Origin of the sequence: Streptomyces sp. 8N616, from assembly GCF_052246385.1 — a bacterium.
Classification (GTDB): domain Bacteria; phylum Actinomycetota; class Actinomycetes; order Streptomycetales; family Streptomycetaceae; genus Streptomyces.
In genome coordinates this window covers 49,042-68,815 of sequence record NZ_JBQQBY010000036.1, presented here as the reverse complement: position 1 = coordinate 68,815, position 19,774 = coordinate 49,042, and the positions used below count along the sequence as shown (strand labels likewise).

The following is a 19,774-nucleotide window of genomic DNA, read 5'->3' as shown; positions in this document are numbered from 1 at the left end:
CTCGGCAGGGCGGGGTGCGCCTGGCGGAGAATAGGGGGATGGGTGAAGAGAAGGCTCCGGCGGCGTCGATGGTGCTGGACGATCAGATGTGCTTCGCGCTGTACTCCGCCTCGCGGGCGGTGACGGCGGCGTATCGGCCGCTGCTGGAGAAGCTGGGGCTGACCTATCCGCAGTACCTGGTCATGCTGGCGGTCTGGGAGCGCGGCGAGGTCCCGATGAAGGAGCTGGGGACCGTGCTGGGCCTGGAGTACGGAACGCTGTCGCCGCTGCTCAAGAGGCTGGAGACGTCCGGTCTTGTGCGCCGGGAGCGGCGGCCGGACGATGAGCGGCTGGTGGTCGTGACGGCGACGGAGAAGGGCGCGGCCCTCAGGGCGCGGGCCGAGCAGGTACCGGCCACGATCGGGCGGGCCTACGGGATGACGGCGGAGGAAGCGGATCGGCTGCGGCGGCAGCTGAGGGAGCTGACGGACCGGCTGAGCTGAGCCGATCCGAGGCGAGGCGAGGCGGGCGTTCGCATCGTGGGGTGAGTCACGCTCAGATTAATCGTGCACGATGGAATCGTGCACTATCTTTCTTGATGAAGGTGAAGCCTCGCGTAGACAGGAACAGGAGAGACGGCCATGGGATTCGTCAAGTACGAGGATTACGCCCCGATCGAGCGCCCCAACTACCAGGAGGAGTTGGACGAGGTCGTCCGGGCCGTGGCACAGCGGACGCGGGATTCGGTCGAGCGCCAGGGCGCGGGCCGGGCCGTTCGTACCGCGCACGGCAAGAGTTACGGTCTGGCGAGGGCCGTGGTCAGCGTGCCGGAGTTGCCGTCCGAGTACGCGCAGGGGATTTTCGCCGAGCCGCGCGTGTACGACGCGGTCGTCCGCTACTCCAACGGGCTCGGCCACCTGCGGGCGGATTCGCTGCTGGGGGCGGCCTGCGGCATGGGCATCAAGATGTTCGGGGTGCCGGGGACCTCGTTGCTGGCAGACGAGGCCGAGGCGACGACGTTCGACCTCAATCTGATCAACAACCGAACGTTCTTCGCCAACACCGTGCACGACTACATCGCGCTGGAGGAGCTGTTCGCCGAGCTGCCGGACGCGCTGGTGAACCCGGCCACGCGGAAGACGTGGCTGGGCGACTTCCTCACCCGCAAGGGGACCCTGCAAACGCCTGAACAGTGGCTGTGGGACGAGCTGTTCGCGATGATGTCGTTCACCGCGGTCCCGCGGAAGAACTTGCTCTCGTACACCTATAACAGCATGGGCGCCTTCCGGTACGGCGACTACATCGCCAAGGTGCGGACCGCCCCCACCGAGGAGTCACTGAAGAGCATCGTGCACGGCACGGTCGATGTGGCCGCCGACGGTGAGGCGTTCCGGAACACGCTGGTCGCGGAGATGGGTGAGCGGGACCACGCCTTCGAACTGCAAGTGCAGCTGAACGTGGACCTCAGCCGGATGCCGGTGGACAACACCTCCGTGGAATGGCCGGAGCAGCTGTCGCCCTGGGCCACTGTGGCTCGGATCGACATCGCCGCGCAGGACATCTCGGGTGAGGAGAACCTGAAGATCGCGGATGGAACGTCGATCACCCCGTGGCGGGCGCGCGAGGAGCACCGGCCGATAGGGGAGATCCAGCGGGTGCGGGAGGAGGTCTACCGCCGGTCATCGATCGAGCGGCACCGGATCAACGGTCAGCGGCGGCAGGAACCGGTGAGCAGCGCCGCGCTGCTGGGCAACAGCCGCTGACCAGCGGAGTACCACATCTCGTAGCCTCCGCGCTCGCGCCGCAGGGCATACGAAGGGCCCCACCGCTCAGCGATGGGGCCCTTCGCGATCTTGCCCACTTATGCAGATATTGAATATTTGAAGCTCTGAAGCATATGGGCCTATGCTCGGGGCGGCTTTGCTGTGTGCTGATGAGTGAAGGAGAGCACCGTGCCCGAAGAACACCATGCCGCCGGCCAGGCACGGGCCATGGAATTCCGGGTCCCCCGCGCGCTGCGGGACGTCCTGGAGCCGTACCACGCCGTGGTCATCCTGGCTCCGCGAGCCCAGCAGGCATTCCACGACCTGGGGCTCACGGATCCGTGGAGCGGGTACTTCGCCGGGCGGGCCGCGCCTCTCGGCGCCGTGCCGCCGTCGGTCGTGGACGCGGTCTTCTACCACTTCAACCCGGCCATGATCGAGCGGAATACCGCGGCCCTGTGGGCCGCGGCCGCTCCCGAGAAGGTGCTCTCGGCGCGACTGGTCGGCGTGGACGCGGCGCTGCGAGAGATCCTTGGGGAGGAAGCGCTCGGCTCGGAGGAGATCATGGAGGCCTCGGCGCTGGCGGTCGAAGCGGCGCGGGCCTGCACCGCGCCAGGCCGCCCGCTGGGCGCCGCCAACGCCGCACTGCCGGTGCCTGCCGAGCCGCATCTCGCACTGTGGCAGGCCGCCACCACGCTGCGGGAGTTCCGCGGCGACGGCCACAACGCCGCTCTGCTGCAAGCGGGCCTGGACGGCGTCGAGGCGCTGGTCACCATCACCGCGGCAGGCGGCGAAGTGCGCAAGAGCATCCAGCGCCGCCGTGAGTGGACGGACGCCGACTGGGCAGCAGCCGAGCGCCGACTCGCCGAGCGCGGCCTGCTCGCCCCGGACGGCACGCTCACCGCCGAGGGTCGCGCAGTTCGAGACTCCGTCGAGGATCTGACCGACCGGCTGGCGCTCCCCCCATGGCAGAAGCTGGGGACCGTGAAGGCCCTGCGCCTCTACGATCTGGCCCGGCCGATCGCCAACCGCATCATCGAGGCGCTCAAGCTTCCGCTGCCGCCGCTGCCGGAGTCGGCGCAGGTCTGACGGGCCAACCTTTTACGAACCTCGTCGAGCAGCAGCCGCAGCGGCACACCCGTCCACTCCGCGGTGCCGACCGCCTCGACCGACCACGGCCGGCTCACGGGCCGGGGCGTCAGCGACGCCCGGGCCTGTGTCCGCACATTCCATCGTCACCCGCTCCGTGACCGCGGGAAACGACCGCAAGTCCGCCACACCGAGCAGAAGCGGACGACGAACCCGGCCGCCGACAGCCAGCCGCCAGCGACCGGCATCCGCGAACGGAATGTCGTGAACCCCGGGCCGATCCGACGCCGGTGCCGCGGCGCAGAAGGGCTGTGTCACGCGGCGGCGAGCGGGTCGCCGGCTCGGCGGGCGCGTGCCGGATGCGGATTTCGAGCCGCGCGACCGGACGTACACTCGGGCCATGGGTCGCACAAGTGCCGTGAGGGAGTGCCCGCAGCAGGCCACCTATGCGCTGCGCCCGGCCGCTGCGGCTTCGGCAGCCGTCGGCCCGGCGACCGCGGCCGACGTCGAGGCGCCCGTAACCGGCCGCACTGCGTTGCACGGGCACGGCTAGCGATTTCCCGGGGTTCCTGCCCGGGCTCTCTGCCCCCGGCCAGCTGATCTTCCAAGACACCGCAGGACGTCTTCTGCCGCGCGGAGCTGACACGTCCGGCTCTCATCGGACGTGTCCGCCACCTGCTCCACATCATCACCATCACCACCATCACCACCGCAGCTTCCGGCACGCCGCCGGCGCTGCCGCCTGGCGACGGCCGCACGACCGGCCCGATCCACCTTCGAAGGGATCATCGTGAAGCTGAGCGAGCTACTGGCCGGGCAGGAACACCACGTTCTGCAGGGCGACCCGGAGAAGACGTGGATCACTGCGGGAACGACCTTCGACGCCAACCGGGTGACGCCGGGTCTGCTGTTCATCGCGGTGCCCAGCCACCGTGCAGGCGGCCCCGGCTCCGTGGCACCGGCCCTCGCACGCGGCGCGGCGGCGGTACTCGTCGACGGTAGGGCACCGGCTCTTCCGCCGTCGGTGTGGGCGTCAGCGGCGGGTGTGTGCGCCGTGCGGGTGCCGGATACCCGGACGGCGGCCGCGGTCATCGCGTCCCGCTACTTTGCCGAGCCGGGGCGGCAGATGGACATGGTGGCGATCACCGGCACCAACGGGAAGACATCGGTGTCGTACATGGTCGAGTCGGTGCTGCGGATCTCCGAGGACGCGAGAGTGGGTGTCATCGGGACGGCCGGCAGCCGGATCGGCGACGAGTTGATCCCGATGCCCAGGTCGGTGCTGACCACGCCGGAGTCGCCGGACCTGCAGTACCTGCTGGGGTGCATGCGCGACCGCGGAGCCGGCAGCGTGGTTCTGGAGGCTACGTCAATGGCCCTGCTGACACACCGGGTGGACCGCACGTTCATCGATGTCGGGGTCTTCACCAATCTGACACAGGATCACCTGGACGATCACGGCACGATGGCGAACTACCGGGATGCCAAGTTGCGCCTGTTCCAGGGCTTGTGCCGACGCGCAGTGGTCAACATCGACGACCCTGTGGGCGCCGGGATCCAGACGATGATGCCCGGCGCGGTGACCACGTACGCCCTTGACACCGAGGCGGACTACCGGGCCACCGACATCAGCGTGGACGCCTCCGGCACGCGGTTCACCCTGCACCACGACGGCCGCAAGTATCCGGCGGCGATCCCCGTGCCGGGCCGGTTCTCGGTGTCCAACGCGCTGGCCACCGTGGCGGCCTGCCACGTTCTGGGGCACGACTTGGGCGGACTGGTCGCCGCGCTCGACCGGATGCCTCCTGTCCCGGGCCGGTTCGAACGCTTTCAAACCCCGTGCGGTACGTCGGTGATCGTGGACTACGCCCACTCACCGGACTCCCTGAACAAGGTCCTGACCACCATCCGCGGCTTCGCCCGCGGCCAGGTCATCACCGTCTTCGGCTGCGGCGGGGACCGGGACATCACCAAACGGGCCGACATGGGGAGGATCGCCGGGACCCACTCCGACCTGTGCGTCCTCACCTCGGACAACCCCCGCAACGAAGACCCCCGGACAATCCTGGACCAGATCGCCCCGGGCCTCGAGGCGACCGGCACACCATTCGAGCGATTCACCGACCGCCGTCAGGCGATCGCCTTCGCCCTCTCCGTCGCGGGCCCGGACGATATCGTCCTGATCGCCGGCAAAGGCAGCGAGCCTCACCAGATCGTCGGCGAAAACCTGCTCCCCTTCAGCGACATGGCGACAGTGCGCGAACTCGCCGTGCCGTAGCGGCCCTCTCCCTCCTCAGGCGCGATCCCGCCCTCGCCGAGCCGGTTCGTCAGGCAGAGGCCGGCGCGGCAGCGGCTGCCATGAGCAGCTCCGCCTCCGTCTCGGTCGTTTCGGGCGGGACGACCAGCAGGTCCCATCGGCCCTGGCCGGGGGCGAGCAGGCAGATGGCGGGCGGGTCGTGGTGCGTGGTCGATCTGCCCAGTCGTACGACGTGGTTGGCGACGAGCATGCGGCGGGGCGAGGAGCACCACATCGCGCCGCTCACCGTGACGCGGGCGATCTGCCCCCAGGTGCGCGGCAACCCGGCGAGCAGCAGCGGCAGTTCAGCGACGAGGTCGTGGGTGTGCGGCCACCACGCGCCGTCGATACGGCGTGGAAGTGAGCCGCGCGGTGCGAGGCGCATGCGTACAAGGGGAAGGGAGGGCAAGGGCTGGACAGTGGTGGTCAAGGGGACTCCAGTCCGAGGACACGATGCCGGCGTGTCCGACGAGTTGGTGGGAGTGAGGGGGCGGAGTGGGATGCGTGGGGTGAGCGGGGCTCAGCAGCGTCGGGCGGCGATACGGTCCGCCGTGGGCCAGCGCACGTCACGCACCAAGCCGAGTCGCTCCAGAAGGCGGATGACCGCGGCCGAGGGGTCGAGCTGGCCGCGATCGACGCCGTGGCGGGCGCTGGTCGGTTCGGCGTGATGGAGGTTGTGCCAGCTCTCCCCGAACGACAGCAGGGCCAGCGGCCACAGGTTCGTGGCCCGGTCGTGGCGCCGGGTACGGAACGGCCGGTCGCCGATCACATGACACAGCGAGTTCACACTCCACGTCACATGGTGCAGCAGGGCGATGCGGACCAGCCCCGCCCACAGCAGCGCGGTCAGGGCGTGCACCCAGGTACCGCCGATCGCCCAGCCGACCGCGAGCGGCAGGGCGAGGGTGAACACGCACAGCGCCGGGAAAGCACGTGAGACCGCGCGGATGTCACGATCGGCGAGCAGGTCGGGGGCGTAGCGGTGGGCGGGCGTGCGGTCGTTGCGGAACAACCAGCCGATGTGCGAGTGCAGCAGCCCGCGCAGCTGTCCGCCCAGGCCGACGCCGTAGCGGTACGGCGAGTGGGGATCGCCGGGACGGTCGGTGAAGGCGTGATGGCGGCGGTGGGTGGCGACCCAGCCGATGACGTCGCCCTGGAAGCTCATCGACCCGGCGACGGCGAGCGCGATGCGCACGGGGCGGACGGCCGTGTAGCTGCCGTGGGTGAGACCGCGGTGGAAGCCGACCGTGACGCCGAATCCCGTGATCACGTAGAGGGCGAGGCCGAGGAGGACGTCGGAGGGGTGGAGCAGGCTTCCCCACAGCAGCCAGACGGCCAGGCCGAGCGCGAGGAACGGCGCGACGACGATCGCCGCGGTCACCGCCACGTACAGCCGCTCACTGCCGCTGCGCGCGGGTGCGGGGGCTTCTGCCGGGAAGGGGGCCGATCCGTCGTACTTCTGGGGCGGTGGGACCGCGTCCAGCGGAACGTCGGCTTCGGAAGGGATTGAACTGTACGCCATACAAGGCTCCTTGACCTCGGTGCGGGGATGCGGCCGGGGTCTGGGGCAGCTCTGGTGCAAGTGTAGGGGCGAATGGGCTGCGGCGGGTACGGGCGGATGGGTGGTCAGGTCTCGTCCGGGTGCGCCGGGTCGGCCGGCGGCCTGACGGCAGCGGCGCCTTGGCCTGGGATGGCCAAGCAGTGCCGGTGCCCGTCCGCCGAGTGATCACTCCTGACTGGGAGCAGGGTGCGGGGTAGCTCCGGCGTCCTATGCGCTGTGGGCGTGGTGGGGGATGCCGTTGATGTGGATGGCCTTCCTGAGCTGTTGGCCCGGCTGGAGTTTGGGCGAGCATTGGATGGCCACCATGGCTGCGTCGTCGCCCAGGTGTCCGCCGACGTGCGTGAGGAGGTTGTCGCGGATGTGGTGGAGCAGTGCTTCGGGTCCGCTGCCGGTCCATCGGGCGACCCGTTCGTCGAGCGGGTAGAAGGATCCGTCGGGGGCTCGGCCTTCGATGACGCCGTCGGTGTAGAGCAGGAGGGTGTCGTCGTCCTCGAAGGTGAACGGGTCGACGGTGAAGCCTGCCCTGGGCAGATCGCACAGGCCCAGCGGGGAGTCGGGGTGGCGGGCGTGCAGGGTGGTCACGTGGTCCTTGCGCAGCAGCAGGGGCGGGGGGTGTCCGCAGTTGATCATCTGGGCCATGGAATTCTCGTCGGGGATGTCGAGGATCAGGGCGGTGACGAAATGCTCGTGAAGCTCGTCGGGAGCCTCCGCGTGATGTGCGTACTCGGCCAGGTGCCTGCAGATGCTGGTCTCCAGGGCGTCGGCGAGTTCGAAAAGGGTGGCGCACCGGTGGGCGGCTTCCCGGAAGGCGCCCATCAGCACGGAGGCGTCATTGATGGAGGGCAGGCCTTTGCCCCGGACGTCACCGATCATCAGACGCACGCCGGTCCCTGTGCGCGTCGCCGCGTAGAGGTCTCCGCCGATCTGCGCCTCGTCCTCGGCGGCCAGGTACAAGGAGGCGATCCGCAGCGGACCCAACCGATGGGGCAACGGCCGCAGAACCACCCGCTGTGTGGCCTCGGACACCGACTGTACCCGGTCCAACTTACGGGCGTGCCGCTCGCGTTGACGGCAGAAGAACACGAGGAAGAGCCCGATCAGCGCCAGGGCAGCGATCTGCACCTGGTGGTTCGCTGAGAACAGCTCGTCGCGGTCACGCAGAATCGCGATGATCGTCTGGGCCGCCACGGCCAGGGCGCCCACCAGTCCGGTCAGCCACGGGCCGGCGAACGAAGCGGTGATCGCGGGGGCTGCGACGAGCAAAGGCCCGAGGTGAATGTGCGGCGGCGCCAGTAGGTCGATCACTGTGACCGCCACGATGAGCGCGACGGGAATCGCCAGCAGCGCGTGGCCCGGTTGCCATGGCTGCCACAGGTCGGCAAGGCGCCGCCGAAGGCCCATATCTCCACTGTGCACCTTCTGTAGCGCGCCCGAGGTGGGCCCGAGGTGTGCCCGAGGTGGGCCCGATCAGCTGGGGAAGCACGGGAAATCACGGCATCGCGCAGTCGCCCGGAAACGAGAGCGACCCCCGATCATTTCTGCTGGTCAGAGACTGTTCCCCAGGGACCCTGCGAAACGTCCTCCAGCCGTCCCTCAGACCCCCTTGGCCAGGTCGTCCAGGGCGTCGAGATGAGCCGGCTGCCAGTCCAGCTCGTCGCGGGCCCGGCTGGTGTCGAACTGTTGGTCCAGGGCAAGTGCGTCAGCGACCAGTCCGAGGGTCTGACGCAGTTCCTCGACGGTCACCGATGCGGTCTTGCCCGGGATGCCGACGGCCTGGCTCAGAGCCTCCGCGATCTCCCTGGTGGTCAGGTTCTGACCGGTGACACCCAGGTATATCCGGCCGGCCGGAGCCTCCAGCGCGAGCGCATAGAGCGCGGCGATGTCATCGACATGCACCAGGGACCAGTGGGTGCTGCCGTCACCGATGTACGGAACGGCGCCCCTCTGTGAACCCTGCCAGGCGAAGAAGCCCGGCAGCCCGCCCTGGTGCCCGTACACCAGCCCCGGGTTGACGACCACCGGGTGCCTGCCCTGCTGCTGTGCGGCGAGCACCCGCTCCTCGCCCGCCACCCGCCAAGAGGTGATCACCGGCGGGGCGTACGGGGCGTCCTCGGTGACCGCACCATCGGTGTTGCCCCAGGTCCAGGCGCCACCCGTGTGCACGTACGGCTTGCTGCCCGCACCTTCCAGCAGTGCGTCGGACGCGATTCTGTCGACCTCGCCCGAGCGCTCGTCGCCCGTGAGCGCGAGGTGAATGACGCCGTCCGCGGCGGCGGCCGAGGAACGCAGCACGTCCGCATCGGTGAGCTCCCCGCGCACTGGCGTGGCACCGAGCTCGCCGACCACCTTCGCGGACTCCTCCGACCGCACCAGCGCGGTGACCTCGTCGCCGCGCTCCACCAGGACCCGCAGGAGGGACCGGCCGATGTAGCCCGACCCTCCGGTGACGAAGACCTTCACAAGAGCTCCTTCAGCTCGATGGAATACATGAACAGCGGCACCTTCCGGGCCGGTTCAGCCCGCGGCCCCGCCGACGAACAGCGCGGCGAGAGTCAGGCACTGGAGGCCCGCCCGCCAATTGATCACGCTGTCCCACTTCTCCTGCAGCGCCCGTGCGTCCGCCGGCGTGTAGCCGCTTTCGGCCGCCTCGGTGAGCTGCTTGTTCACCGGCACGCTGACGCGCAGGTAGATGCCGAACCAGCAGGCCATCAACAGGACGGCGGCGATGCCCGCCACGATGGCCGTGGTGTTTCCGGTCGGCACGGCGGTGATCGCGGTGAGCACGGTGGCGACCACGCTCAGCGCGCCCGGTACGGACAGCCGCTTGTCGCCGTACAGGTGGACGAAGCCCATCACCTTCGTGAGCGTCTCGTCATCGACCCGTCCGAGGGCGGAACGCTGCACCAACGCGCAGAAGACATCGGTCCCGTAGATGATCCCGACCGCCAACAGGGCGATGCCGGTGAGAAGTTCGTGAGCCGCCGCCACTGTGGTGCTCCGCTTCGTCGTAGTCGATGGCCACGGGATCCGCCGCCCTCCCGGTTCCGGCAGCACGGCACTGGCGCCGCCGGTGCTAGCGATGCTAGATGCTCTATCGCTGACATTGCAAGCGATGCTAGAGCAGCGAATGGCGATAGCCTGTGGCCATGTCCGTGCGAGACCGACGCGAGCGCGAATACGCCCACCGCCACCAACTGATCATCGATACGGCCCGCGGCCTCGCCGAGGCGGAGGGGTGGGCGGCGGTCACCACCCGCCGCCTGGCCGACACCATCGAGTACAGCCAGCCGGTCCTCTACAGCCACTTCAAGGGCAAGGAGGCCATCGTCGGAGCCGTCGCGCTCCAGGGCTTCGACGAACTGGCGACCGCCCTGCGCAAGGCCCGAGAAACCACCGACGGGTCGGGGGCGGCGCTGCGCCGGGTCGCGCATGCCTACACGGACTTCGCCCTGGCCAATCCCGCCCTCTACGAAGCGATGTTCGTGCTCCCCTCCGACCTGCGCTTCGGCCTCCCGGAAACGCCTCCAGTCCTCAGTACCGCGTTCCACGAGCTGCGCTCGGCGGTCGTCGAGGCAGCGGGCGACCCCGACGCCGACACCTGCACCGAAGTCGTCTGGAGTGCGCTGCACGGGCTGGTCAGCCTCTTCCGCAGCGGCCGGCTCCGCCCCAGCCAGCACGCCGAGAGGCTCGACCTGCTGCTCGACCGGTTCTCGCCCGCCCGCTGAGCAGCCACGGAGTGCACCGGCGGCGGTGGTCCGGCACCTGAGGTACGGGCCGGCAGCCCTGCTGCACGCGGCAAAAAGCCTGACCTGGGTTTCCACTGAACATGAGGGGCGGACCCGTCCGTCGCCGGCGAGTGATTCCCGGATGCCCAAAAGTGCTCTGGTCAGGCCCGCTCCCGCTGGGTCATCCTGGAGCGGCTCCGGTATATCGCACTGCGACCACGTATGCCCCGGCCTGGTACGACAGGGCCACGCACCACCGCGACCCGCGGCGATCTCGCCAATGCGCGTTGACCTCCAAGGCGGTCATCTGCGGCTTCCGGCGGGGTGCAGCCGATCCGGCCCTGTAGTACGAGCGGACCACCTGGAGACCACCACGTGAACGCCACCCCTGCGGAACCCCTCAGCCTGGTGATCAACCCCGACTACCTGAGGGATCCGCACACCGTCCACGCGCGGCTGCGCGCATCCGGCTCGGCCTACCCCTTGCTCCTCCCCAACGGGACCCGCGCGTGGGTCGTCACCCGCTACGGGGACGTCCGCGCGGCCCTGACCGATCCGCGTCTCGCCAAGGACGCCGTCCAGGTACGGGAGATCATCGCCCGTCAGCTTGCGGAAACCGGGCAGAGGGTGCAGATGTCTCACCTATTTCCGCGCCACATGCTCAATGGCGACCCGCCGGACCACTCCCGGCTGCGACGGCTGGTGGCCAAGCCGTTCACCCAGCGCCGCATCCAGCAGCTGCGGCCGCGGGTGCTCGAGATCACCGAGGACCTGCTCGACGCGATGCCCACGGACCGGCCCGCGGACCTGATCGGATCCTTCGCCTTCCAGCTGCCGATCACCGTCATCTGCGAGCTGTTGGGGGTTCCGCTCGAAAGGCAGGCGGATTTCCGCCGCTGGACGGGCACGCTCCTCGGCGGTGGGCACCTCGCGGCCGTCGAGAAGGCTGCTCGGGAGCTCAATGGCTACATGGCCGAGCTGATCGCCGCCAAGCGGGCCCGGCCCGCCGACGACCTGCTCAGCTCGCTGGTGCACGTTGACGAGGCCGGCGACCAGCTCACCGAGGAGGAGCTGCTGGGCACCGCCGTCCTTCTGCTCATCGCCGGACACGAGACCACGGTCAACCTCATCGGCAACGGCGTCCTGGCCCTGCTGTGCGCCCCCGACCAGTGGGAGCTGCTGCGCGGCGACATGACGCTCCTGCCGCAGGCGGTGGAGGAGCTGCTGCGCTACGGCAGCCCGGTCCGGCTGGCCACGTACCGGTACACCACCGAGCCGGTCCGCATCGGGGACACGGTCATTCCCGAAGGCGAACTGGTGCTGCTGGGACTCGGCTCGGCGAATCGGGACCCCGATCAGTTCGACGAGCCCCACCTCCTGGACGTGAGCCGCTCCGCGGGCGGGCATCTCGCCCTCGGCCACGGCATCCACTACTGCCTGGGCGCCCCGCTGGCGCGCCTGGAGGGCGAGGTGGCGATCGGCCGCCTGATAGAGCGCTTTCCCCGCACCCGGCTGGCGGCGTCGCCGGAGCAGCTGCGGTGGCGGGAGAGCGTGATCATGCAGGGGATGGAGGAGCTCCCGGTGCACCTGCGTCCGTGACCGGGGGAAAGGCTTGATGACCGTCAACTCCCCCTCCCCCGGAAAGGATTGCCTCCATGGCCCGCGCCCCGCTGGCCCTGACCCTGGCCAACCTCTCCCTCAGACCAGGCTTCGGCTCCCGCCACACACCGGACCGGGTGTTCGACCGGCTCCTCGCCAAGGCCGGGCAGGCGGACGGGGACGAGGAATTCGCAGAGGACTTCCGTTTCCTGCTCCGCCACTGGTCCCGGGCCGAGAACCTCACCCCGCTCGGCTGGCGCTCGGCAAAGGACCACGTGAACCGGCACCTGGCCACCCGGGCCCGAATCCGGCGCCTGATCGCCGAGCATCCCGAGATCGAACAAGAGCCGATCGAGAGGCCGGTGTTCGTCGTGGGGCTGCCGCGCACGGCCACCACCCTCACCCACAACGTGCTGTCCCTCTCGGCCGGCCACCGCTGCCCACTGCTGTGGGAACTGCTCACCCCCGACCTGGAACTGCCCCCGCGCCACCGCCGCAAGGCGATCGCGGCGGCCCGCCGCATGGAGAACGGCTCCAACCGCCTGGTCCCGCGTTTCCGGGACATCCATCCCATGATCGCGGAGGGCCCCGAGGAGTGCACCTTCGCCCTCCCGCACGCCCTGATGCCGCTGTCCCAGGCCCGCATACCCGAGTACCAGGCCTGGCACCTCCAGCGGGACTTCCTCCCCGACTACCGCTACCTCAAGCAGATCTTCCAGGTACTCCAGTACGGCCGCCCGCGCCGCCGCTGGATCCTGAAGTCCCCCATGCACCTGGAGCACCTCGACGTCCTGCGCACCGTCTTCCCCGACGCCACCCTCGTATGGACCCACCGCGACCCGGTCACCGCCGTAGCGTCTCTCTGCAGCCTGGTGGAAACAGGCATGGGAATCAGCGTCAACTCTGTCGACCTCCACGCCATCGGCGCCATCTGGCTGGAACTGCTGAGCCGAAGCATGACCCGCGCGCTGGAGGCCCGCAGCGCCATCTCCCCGGACGCATTGGTGGACGTTCCCTACTCCTGGCTCGGCACCGACCCGCACACCGGGGCCCCGAAGCTCTACGAGGCCATCGGTGCACACTGGACCGACTACGAAGCATCCCGCCTGGCCGGCGTGGTGGCCCGTCCAGCCGGCACCCGCCCCCACACGTACGACCTGAGCCGCTACGGCCTCACCAGAACAGACGTCGAGACCGCCTTCGCGCACTACAACGCGCTCCGCGCGGACGTCGACGGCCCGTGAGTCATCGGCCTGCACGCGCCGGTCAGGTGAGCACGCGGAGCAACTCGACGTGTGCGCGGCTCAGGAGGTCCCGGCGTCGTGGGCCAGCAGGGCGATCTGCACCCGGTTGTTGAGGTGCAGCTTGGTCAGGATGCGCGAGACATGGGTCTTGACCGTGGGCACGGACAAGTGCAGCTCGGTGGCGATCTCGGCGTTGGACTTGCCCTGTCCCACGGCGACCGCCACCTCCCGCTCCCGGTCGCCGAGCGCCGCGAGTTGCTCCCGTGCCCGTGTGCCCCGCGCGTCCCGGCCGACGCCGCTCGACACCTGCGCGATGAGCTGGTGCGTGACCGCCGGGGAGAGCACCGGCTCGCCGGCGGCGACCTTGCGTACCGCCTCGACGATGTCCTCCGGCGGTGTGTCCTTCAGGATGAAACCGGCCGCGCCCTCCCGCAGGGCACGCAGCACATGGGCGTCGGTGTTGAAAGTGGTCAGCACGATGACCTCGGGCGGCTGGGGCCGGGCCCGTAGGGTCTCGGTCGCGGCGAGGCCGTCGACCGTGGGCATGCGGATGTCCATCAGGACGACGTCAGGGGCGTGCTGTCCGACCAGCCGCTCCACCTCGCTGCCGTCCGCCGCCTCACCCACCACCTCCAGGTCCGGCGCGCCGCCGAGCATCAACCGCAGCCCGGCCCGGACCAGGGGATCGTCGTCGACCAGCAATACGCGAATCACGTGGGCCACGGTAGCCAGGCGTACAGCCGGAAGTCTTCACCGGCTCTGCCGTGCTCCAGCCGTCCGCCCGCGAGGGAGGCCCGCTCGGTCAGGCCGATGAGGCCCTGTCCCGCGCCGGGGATGGCCGCACTCGCACCGCCGCGCGGCAGCGGGTTGCGTACCTCCACGGTCAGCCCCTTGCCGGGCCCGCCGCCGGCCGCCACGGTCACCTCGGTCTCCGGTGCGTGCTTACGGGCGTTGGTCAGACCCTCCTGCACGATGCGGTACGCGGTGCGGCCCGCCAGCGCCGGCGCCGCACCCGGCTCCGCGACCCGTAGATCCAGCGCCACTCGGGCGCCCGCCGCCCGGGACTCCTCGACCAACCGCTCCAGTTCCGCGAGCGTCGGCTGTGGCCGGCCACCGTCCTGCACGGCCCGCAGCACGCCGATGATCTCGCGCAGATCCTGCAACGCCCGATGTGCGCTGTCCCGGATCACCCCGGCCGCCCGCTGGATCTCCGGCTCCGGGGCGCCCGGATGGAACTCCAGTGCCCCCGCGTGCAGGCTGAGCAGCGACAGCCGGTGCGCCAGCACATCGTGCATCTCCCGCGCCATCTCCTCCCGCGCCTCCCGCTTCGCCTCGGCCCCTGCCCGATCGGCCTGCTCGCGCAGGGACGCGATCAGCTCGCTGCGGGAGCGTACGGCGAGTCCGCAGGCGACGGCCGCGGCGACCAGGGCGAAGTAGACGATGGCGGAGGCGACTTTGGGCAGGTCCGGATCGGGCCGCAGGATCAGATAGACGGGGAGCGGGGCCACCGACAGCGCCACGATCCATCGGGTGACGCGCCAGGGCCGGTGGGCGGCGACGGTGAAGAGCGCCACCAGTACCGGGCCTGTGACGAAGTGCGAGACGGAGCCCGTGATCAGCAGCACCGCCGCCAGCTGCACGGGCCAGCGCCTTCGCAGCCAGAGCGCGGCGCAGGCGAATCCCCCCGCCAGCACATCGGCGAAGATCGCTTCCTCGGACATGTCGGGGTCGGTGGTCACAGCATCCGAGGTCACGACCGAGAACGTGGCCGCGAAGAGAAAGAGCGCGAAATCGGTGATCCAGTCGCGGAGCGTACGGCGGGTCATCATCGGCAAATCTAAGCGCCGAAGGGCTCGGAGGGAGCCCTGCGGTGCTCCGCGAGACTTTCGGATGACAACTGCGCCCACGAGTCGAGACTTTGGCCGCAGCCGCTGATCCCCTCGGCCTATACCGGCTCCGAACTGTGCTTTCTACGCTCGAGAGATGAAGTCAATCCTCGGTTTCCTCAGCTTCATGTTCATCGTCGGCGGCGTCACCGGTCTGGTGCACCAGTGGATCGACTGGGGCCCGGCGTTCTTCGGCTTCTTCCGCTTCGTCATCCCTGACGGCTACGAGGTCTACGGCTACATCGTGCTGACCGTGCTGGGCATCGCCGTGGCCGCCGCGGCCAACGGCGTGGGGCGGGAACCGGGTGTCCGTTCCCGCCCCACGCCGTGAGCGGTCTCAGGCCGCGGCGGGTGTGTAGTGGACCGCTTCGTCGCCCTCGATGACATGGCTGTGCCTGCCGTCGACGCCGACCGGGACGTCACCGGCGACGGTCACCCGGTGCAGCCGGCGCGGCAGGTCGCCGTAGTCGTCGGGGGCGTAGTGCTGGGTGATGCGGTTGTCGAACAGGACCAGGTCGCCCGCCGTCCAGGCGACGCGCACGATGTTCTCGGGGCGGGTGACGTAGGACTGGAAGATGCGCAGCACGTCGCGGGAGTCGGACGGGCCGAGGCCGACGATGCTCTGGGCGAAGCCGCCGATGAACAGCCCGCGCTCGCCGGTCTCGGGATGGACGCGGACGACCGGGTGGGCGGTGCGGTACTTCCTTGAGACGAACTGCTTGCGGCGCTCGGCGGCCTTCGCGTCCCTCGGGGCGGCGTAGTCGTAGTCGTTGCTGTGGACCGCCCACAACCTGTCGGCCAGCTCGCGCAGCGGCTCCGGCAGGTCCCGGTACGCGGCGGCCGAGTTGGCGATGAGGGTGTTGCCGCCGTAGGGCGGGACCACGAGGCTGCGCAGCGTGGACGCCTTCGGCGGGGTACGGACGAAGGTCACGTCGGTGTGCCAGTGGTTGGCCCGGATGCCCTCGTCACCGTCGACGGGCAGGACGTTGGCCTGTCCCTCGACGGAGGGGACGGTGGGGTGCGCGGTGGTCAGTTCCCCGAAGAGGAAGGCGAAGCGGAGCTGGCCCGCGTCGTCGAGCTGCTGGTCGCGGAAGACGAGGACCTTGTGTTCGAGGAGCGCGGAGTTGATCTCGGCGACGATGGCGGGGTCGAGGGCTGCGGAGAGGTCCGCACCGAGGATCTCGGCGCCGATACGGCCGCCGATCCTGCGGATGTCGAAGCCGGTGCTGGTGGTCATGGGCGGGTGTGTCCCTTCAGGAAGTGGTGGATGTGTGCGGTCATGGCCGCCGCCTGCCTGGCCCGTACGGCATCTGCGCCTGTGGCCTGCAGGGTGGCGCGCAGGCCGTCCCAGGTGGCGTCGAGCACGCGCAGGGAGACGGCGAGCCCGTCACCGTGACGCAGGTAGCCAGGACGTCGGTGGTCAGATCGAGTCCGGTCATGCGGGCAGCCCCTCGCCCGCGGTGGCCGCTGCCAGCCGGTTCGCCGGCCGGGGCAGCCCGTAGTGCTCGCGCAGGGTGCTGCCGGTGTACTCGGTGCGGAACAGACCGCGCCGCTGGAGGATGGGTACGACGTGGTCGACGAAGTCCTCCAGTCCGCCCGGAAGATGGGGCGGCATGATGTTGAAGCCGTCGGCAGCGCCCTGGGTGAACCACTCCTGGAGCTGGTCGGCGATCTGCTCGGGGGTGCCGGCGAAGACCCGGTGGCCGCGTCCGCCGCCGAGGCGGGCGATGAGCTCCCGCAGGGTCAGGCCGTCGCGCCGGGCGAGCTCGGCGACGAGCGTGAAGCGGCTCTTGTTGCCGTTGATCTCAACTTCCTCGGGCAGCCGGGGCAGCGGCCCGTCCAGCGGCAGGCCGGTCAGGTCGGTGCCGAGCATCCCGGACAGCTGGGCGAGCCCGTACTCGGGGACCTGGAGGTCGGTCAGCTCCCGCTCCAGCGCACGGGCCTCGGCCTCGGTCGCCCCGATGACCGGGCAGATGCCCGGCAGGATCTTCAGGTCGTCCTCGGCCCGGCCGTAGCGGGCCAGCCGGGACTTGAGGTCCTTGTAGAAGGACTCGCCGTCGGCGAGGGACTGCTGGGCGGTGAAGACGGCCTCGGCGTACTGCGCGGCGAACTCCTTGCCGTCCTCGGAGGATCCCGCCTGCACCAGCAGCGGATAGCCCTGCGGGGCACGCGGAACGTTCAGCGGGCCCCGGACGGCGAAGTACTCGCCCCGGTGGTCGATGCTCCGCACCTTGTCGGTGTCCGCGTAGACGCCGCGCTCCCGGTCGAGCAGCACCGCGTCGTCCTCCCAGCTGTCCCAGAGCTTGGTGGTGACCTCGATGAACTCCTTGGCCCGCCGGTAGCGCAGGCGGTGTTCCAGGTGCTCGTCCTGCCCGAAGTTGCGGGCCTCGTCGACGGTGCCGGAGGTGACGATGTTCCAGCCCGCCCGGCCACCGCTGATGTGGTCCAGGGAGGCGAACTTGCGCGCGGTGTGGAAGGGCTCGTTGAAGGTGGTGGAGACGGTCGCGATCAGGCCCACGTGCTCGGTGACCGCTGCCAGCGCGGACAGCAGGGTGAGCGGTTCGAAACCGCCGAGGGCGTTGTGCCGGACCTTGCCCCACAGGGCCAGACCGTCGGCGAGGAAGACCGAGTCGAGTCTGCCGCGTTCGGCGGTCTGCGCGAGGTGCTGGAAGTAGCGCAGGTCGGTGACGCGTTCGGGCTGGGTTCTGGGGTGCCGCCAGGCGGCGTCATGGTGGCCGGCATTCATCAGGAAGGCGTTCAGATGGAACCGGCGAGGTCTGGATGTGGTCATGAGGGCTCCTCGGAGCTAGGGCGAGCGGGACGAGAGGGCGGCCGGTCAGCCGTAGGTGGGTACGCGCCAGGAGCTGAGCCGTCGTTCCACGGCCACCAGGAGCTGGTTGAACGTCACGCCGATGGCGGAGATCGTGATGATGCCCGCGTACATCTGCGGGATCGCGAAGTTGTACTGCGAGGCGTTGATCAGATAGCCGAGTCCCGCCTTGGCGCCGATCATCTCGGCGGCGACCAGCACCAGGATCGACACCGCTCCGGCCAGGCGGATGCCGGTGAAGACGACCGGCACGGACGACGGCAGGATGACCTTCTGGAACAGGCGTGGGGCGGACAGGTCCAGCGACCTGGCCACGCGGAGCAGGGTGGGGTCGACATGGCGCACGGCACTGATGGTGTTGAGCAGGATCGGCCAGGTGCAGGCGTACACCACGATGGAGATCTTCGAGGTCTCGCCGATCCCGAGCAGCAGCACGAACACCGGCAACAGGGCGAGGGCGGCGGTGTTGCGGAACACCTCCAGCAGCGGGCCGAGCAGGTCCGCGACCGGCCGGTACCACCCGATCAGCAGGCCGAGCGGGACGGCGACGGCCACGGCCAGACCGAATCCGCTGAAGGACCGCACCAGGCTGGCCCGCGCGTTGGCGGCGAGCCGGCCGTCGGCCGCCAGCTGCCACCAGGCGCCGGCGACCTCGCTGAACGGTGGCAGGAACGTCCGGTCGACCAGCCCGAGCCGCGGAGCGGTCTCCCACAGCAGAAGCAGCGCCACGACCGCCACCGCTTTGGTGGCCCCTTTCAGCAGGAGGAGAGACAGCCGGCGCACTACGCGATGGACACGGGCCGTCGGCTCGGGCGCTGCGTCCACGCCGGGCGGCGGTGCCGGAGGCGGCACGGGCGCAGTGGGCGGGGGAGCCGGGACGTCGGCCTCGGCTACTTTCCCGGAGCCGGTGGCGAAGCTCCGCTCGGTGCTCGTACCGGTTGCGGGACTCATACGGCGACCTCCTCCTTCTCCAACTGCTGGGCCCTGGCCACCTCGTCGTGCAGCAGTGACCAGATTTCATGCCGGTAGCGCGCGAACTCGGCGCTGGACCGCAGGTCGTCCGTGGCCGTGCGGGAGTCGAAGGCGATCGGCACGACCTGTTTGATCCTCCCGGGCCGCGAGGTCATCACCGCGACCCGCTGCCCCAGATAGACCGCTTCCTCGATGCCGTGGGTGATGAAGACGACCGTCTTGCCGGTGCGCTCCCAGATGCGCAGCAGCTCGTCCTGCAGCGACTCCCTGGTCTGGGCGTCCAGAGCGGCGAACGGCTCGTCCATCAGCAGCACGTCGGGGTCGTACGCGAGGCTGCGGGCGATCGCGACCCGCTGCCGCATCCCGCCGGACAGCTCGTGCGGATGCCGGTCCTCGAAGCCGGACAGGCCGACCAGGTTCAGATAGTCCCTGGCCTGCGCGGCCCGCTTCCGGCGCGGGACCCCGGTGGCCTCCAGACCGAACTCGACATTGCCCTGCGCCGTACGCCAGGGCAGCAGCGCGTATTGCTGGAAGACGATGCCGCGGTCCAGGCCGGGGCCCGTGACGGGCTCGCCGTCCAGCAGGATCCGCCCGCCGGTGGGTCGCGTGAGGCCGCCGAGCAGATCCAGCAGGGTCGACTTCCCGCAGCCGCTGGGTCCGACCACGACGACGAACTCGCCCGCCGCGATCTGAAGGCCGATTCCGTCCAGGGCGGTGAACTCCGCGGCCTTACGCGATCCCGAACGGTCCTTCACCGCCCGGTCCTTGACGGTGAAGTCCTTCCGTACCCGCTCGAACACGATCTTGGGTGGTGTGGGCTCGGGCACGGG

Annotated in this window: 23 protein-coding genes; 9 read left to right on the top strand and 14 right to left on the bottom strand. The window is 69.9% G+C overall.

Annotated elements, in window-relative coordinates; all coding sequences use genetic code 11:
* Positions 1-38 precede the first annotated feature (38 nt).
* The 3 genes from ACTWQC_RS28045 to ACTWQC_RS28035 all read left to right on the top strand — a co-directional run bounded on the left by ACTWQC_RS28045 (position 39) and on the right by ACTWQC_RS28035 (position 2,831).
* On the top strand, positions 39-482 hold the full coding sequence (locus tag ACTWQC_RS28045) for a MarR family winged helix-turn-helix transcriptional regulator (RefSeq protein ID WP_443318606.1): 444 nt from the start codon (positions 39-41) through the stop codon (positions 480-482).
* 138 nt (positions 483-620) lie between these two features.
* Positions 621-1,742 (top strand): catalase family protein, encoded by a 1,122-nt coding sequence (locus ACTWQC_RS28040; RefSeq protein WP_443318605.1) that lies wholly within the window; start codon positions 621-623, stop codon positions 1,740-1,742.
* A gap of 189 nt (positions 1,743-1,931) precedes the next feature.
* Positions 1,932-2,831: an SCO6745 family protein gene (locus ACTWQC_RS28035; RefSeq protein WP_443318604.1), complete on the top strand. Its 900-nt coding sequence runs from the start codon at positions 1,932-1,934 to the stop codon at positions 2,829-2,831.
* On the opposite strand, the gene ACTWQC_RS28030 is transcribed toward ACTWQC_RS28035, so the two are convergent.
* Entirely contained in the window at positions 2,744-2,929 is a 186-nt protein-coding gene (locus tag ACTWQC_RS28030; RefSeq protein WP_443318603.1) for a molybdopterin-dependent oxidoreductase, read from the bottom strand. The genes ACTWQC_RS28035 and ACTWQC_RS28030 overlap by 88 nt on opposite strands.
* A complete protein-coding gene (locus ACTWQC_RS28025) occupies positions 2,844-3,233 on the bottom strand; it encodes a molybdopterin-dependent oxidoreductase (protein ID WP_443318602.1) in 390 nt (129 codons plus the stop codon). Before ACTWQC_RS28025 ends, ACTWQC_RS28030 begins: the two co-directional genes overlap by 86 nt.
* On the opposite strand from ACTWQC_RS28025, the gene ACTWQC_RS28020 reads away from it, so the two are divergent.
* Together ACTWQC_RS28020 and ACTWQC_RS28015 are read left to right on the top strand one after the other, a co-directional pair.
* Positions 3,232-3,384 carry a hypothetical protein gene (locus tag ACTWQC_RS28020; protein WP_443318601.1) on the top strand — a complete coding sequence of 51 codons (153 nt, stop codon included), beginning with the start codon at positions 3,232-3,234 and terminating at the stop codon, positions 3,382-3,384. The two genes, ACTWQC_RS28025 and ACTWQC_RS28020, sit on opposite strands and share 2 nt — an antisense overlap.
* A gap of 237 nt (positions 3,385-3,621) precedes the next feature.
* The gene (locus ACTWQC_RS28015; protein ID WP_443318600.1) at positions 3,622-5,109 is read left to right on the top strand and encodes a UDP-N-acetylmuramoyl-L-alanyl-D-glutamate--2,6-diaminopimelate ligase; all 1,488 of its coding nucleotides are present in this window, start codon (positions 3,622-3,624) and stop codon (positions 5,107-5,109) included.
* A gap of 49 nt (positions 5,110-5,158) precedes the next feature.
* Here the strand turns inward: ACTWQC_RS28015 and ACTWQC_RS28010 are convergent, their stop codons facing one another.
* The 5 genes from ACTWQC_RS28010 to ACTWQC_RS27990 all read right to left on the bottom strand — a co-directional run bounded on the left by ACTWQC_RS28010 (position 5,159) and on the right by ACTWQC_RS27990 (position 9,676).
* Positions 5,159-5,512 (bottom strand): DUF5994 family protein, encoded by a 354-nt coding sequence (locus tag ACTWQC_RS28010; RefSeq protein WP_443318599.1) that lies wholly within the window; start codon positions 5,510-5,512, stop codon positions 5,159-5,161.
* Between the two features lie 135 nt (positions 5,513-5,647).
* On the bottom strand, positions 5,648-6,649 hold the full coding sequence (locus ACTWQC_RS28005) for an acyl-CoA desaturase (RefSeq protein ID WP_443318598.1): 1,002 nt from the start codon (positions 6,647-6,649) through the stop codon (positions 5,648-5,650).
* 246 nt (positions 6,650-6,895) lie between these two features.
* Positions 6,896-8,089 (bottom strand): PP2C family protein-serine/threonine phosphatase, encoded by a 1,194-nt coding sequence (locus ACTWQC_RS28000; RefSeq protein ID WP_443318597.1) that lies wholly within the window; start codon positions 8,087-8,089, stop codon positions 6,896-6,898.
* Positions 8,090-8,281: 192 nt separating this feature from the next.
* Positions 8,282-9,148 (bottom strand): NAD-dependent epimerase/dehydratase family protein, encoded by an 867-nt coding sequence (locus ACTWQC_RS27995; RefSeq protein WP_443318596.1) that lies wholly within the window; start codon positions 9,146-9,148, stop codon positions 8,282-8,284.
* A gap of 54 nt (positions 9,149-9,202) precedes the next feature.
* The gene (locus tag ACTWQC_RS27990; RefSeq protein WP_443318595.1) at positions 9,203-9,676 is read right to left on the bottom strand and encodes a DUF1772 domain-containing protein; all 474 of its coding nucleotides are present in this window, start codon (positions 9,674-9,676) and stop codon (positions 9,203-9,205) included.
* Between the two features lie 158 nt (positions 9,677-9,834).
* On the opposite strand from ACTWQC_RS27990, the gene ACTWQC_RS27985 reads away from it, so the two are divergent.
* The 3 genes from ACTWQC_RS27985 to ACTWQC_RS27975 all read left to right on the top strand — a co-directional run bounded on the left by ACTWQC_RS27985 (position 9,835) and on the right by ACTWQC_RS27975 (position 13,256).
* Positions 9,835-10,413 carry a TetR/AcrR family transcriptional regulator gene (locus ACTWQC_RS27985; protein ID WP_443318594.1) on the top strand — a complete coding sequence of 193 codons (579 nt, stop codon included), beginning with the start codon at positions 9,835-9,837 and terminating at the stop codon, positions 10,411-10,413.
* A gap of 375 nt (positions 10,414-10,788) precedes the next feature.
* Positions 10,789-12,012: a cytochrome P450 family protein gene (locus ACTWQC_RS27980; protein ID WP_443318593.1), complete on the top strand. Its 1,224-nt coding sequence runs from the start codon at positions 10,789-10,791 to the stop codon at positions 12,010-12,012.
* 56 nt (positions 12,013-12,068) lie between these two features.
* Positions 12,069-13,256: a sulfotransferase family protein gene (locus ACTWQC_RS27975; RefSeq protein WP_443318592.1), complete on the top strand. Its 1,188-nt coding sequence runs from the start codon at positions 12,069-12,071 to the stop codon at positions 13,254-13,256.
* A gap of 60 nt (positions 13,257-13,316) precedes the next feature.
* Here the strand turns inward: ACTWQC_RS27975 and ACTWQC_RS27970 are convergent, their stop codons facing one another.
* A complete protein-coding gene (locus ACTWQC_RS27970; protein WP_443318636.1) occupies positions 13,317-13,913 on the bottom strand; it encodes a response regulator in 597 nt (198 codons plus the stop codon).
* 53 nt (positions 13,914-13,966) lie between these two features.
* Positions 13,967-15,085 carry a sensor histidine kinase gene (locus ACTWQC_RS27965; RefSeq protein ID WP_443318591.1) on the bottom strand — a complete coding sequence of 373 codons (1,119 nt, stop codon included), beginning with the start codon at positions 15,083-15,085 and terminating at the stop codon, positions 13,967-13,969.
* 154 nt (positions 15,086-15,239) lie between these two features.
* On the opposite strand from ACTWQC_RS27965, the gene ACTWQC_RS27960 reads away from it, so the two are divergent.
* Positions 15,240-15,473 (top strand): hypothetical protein, encoded by a 234-nt coding sequence (locus tag ACTWQC_RS27960; RefSeq protein ID WP_443318590.1) that lies wholly within the window; start codon positions 15,240-15,242, stop codon positions 15,471-15,473.
* Positions 15,474-15,479: 6 nt separating this feature from the next.
* Here the strand turns inward: ACTWQC_RS27960 and ACTWQC_RS27955 are convergent, their stop codons facing one another.
* The 5 genes from ACTWQC_RS27955 to ACTWQC_RS27935 all read right to left on the bottom strand — a co-directional run bounded on the left by ACTWQC_RS27955 (position 15,480) and on the right by ACTWQC_RS27935 (position 19,771).
* Positions 15,480-16,379 (bottom strand): TauD/TfdA dioxygenase family protein, encoded by a 900-nt coding sequence (locus ACTWQC_RS27955; RefSeq protein WP_443318589.1) that lies wholly within the window; start codon positions 16,377-16,379, stop codon positions 15,480-15,482.
* Positions 16,376-16,507 (bottom strand): hypothetical protein, encoded by a 132-nt coding sequence (locus ACTWQC_RS27950; RefSeq protein WP_443318588.1) that lies wholly within the window; start codon positions 16,505-16,507, stop codon positions 16,376-16,378. Before ACTWQC_RS27950 ends, ACTWQC_RS27955 begins: the two co-directional genes overlap by 4 nt.
* 70 nt (positions 16,508-16,577) lie before the next feature.
* A complete protein-coding gene (locus tag ACTWQC_RS27945) occupies positions 16,578-17,933 on the bottom strand; it encodes an LLM class flavin-dependent oxidoreductase (protein ID WP_443318587.1) in 1,356 nt (451 codons plus the stop codon).
* Between the two features lie 45 nt (positions 17,934-17,978).
* Positions 17,979-18,923, bottom strand: a complete 945-nt coding sequence (locus ACTWQC_RS27940; protein ID WP_443318586.1) for an ABC transporter permease — start codon at positions 18,921-18,923, stop codon at positions 17,979-17,981.
* The gene (locus ACTWQC_RS27935) at positions 18,920-19,771 is read right to left on the bottom strand and encodes an ABC transporter ATP-binding protein (protein WP_443318585.1); all 852 of its coding nucleotides are present in this window, start codon (positions 19,769-19,771) and stop codon (positions 18,920-18,922) included. Before ACTWQC_RS27935 ends, ACTWQC_RS27940 begins: the two co-directional genes overlap by 4 nt.
* Positions 19,772-19,774: the final 3 nt, after the last annotated feature.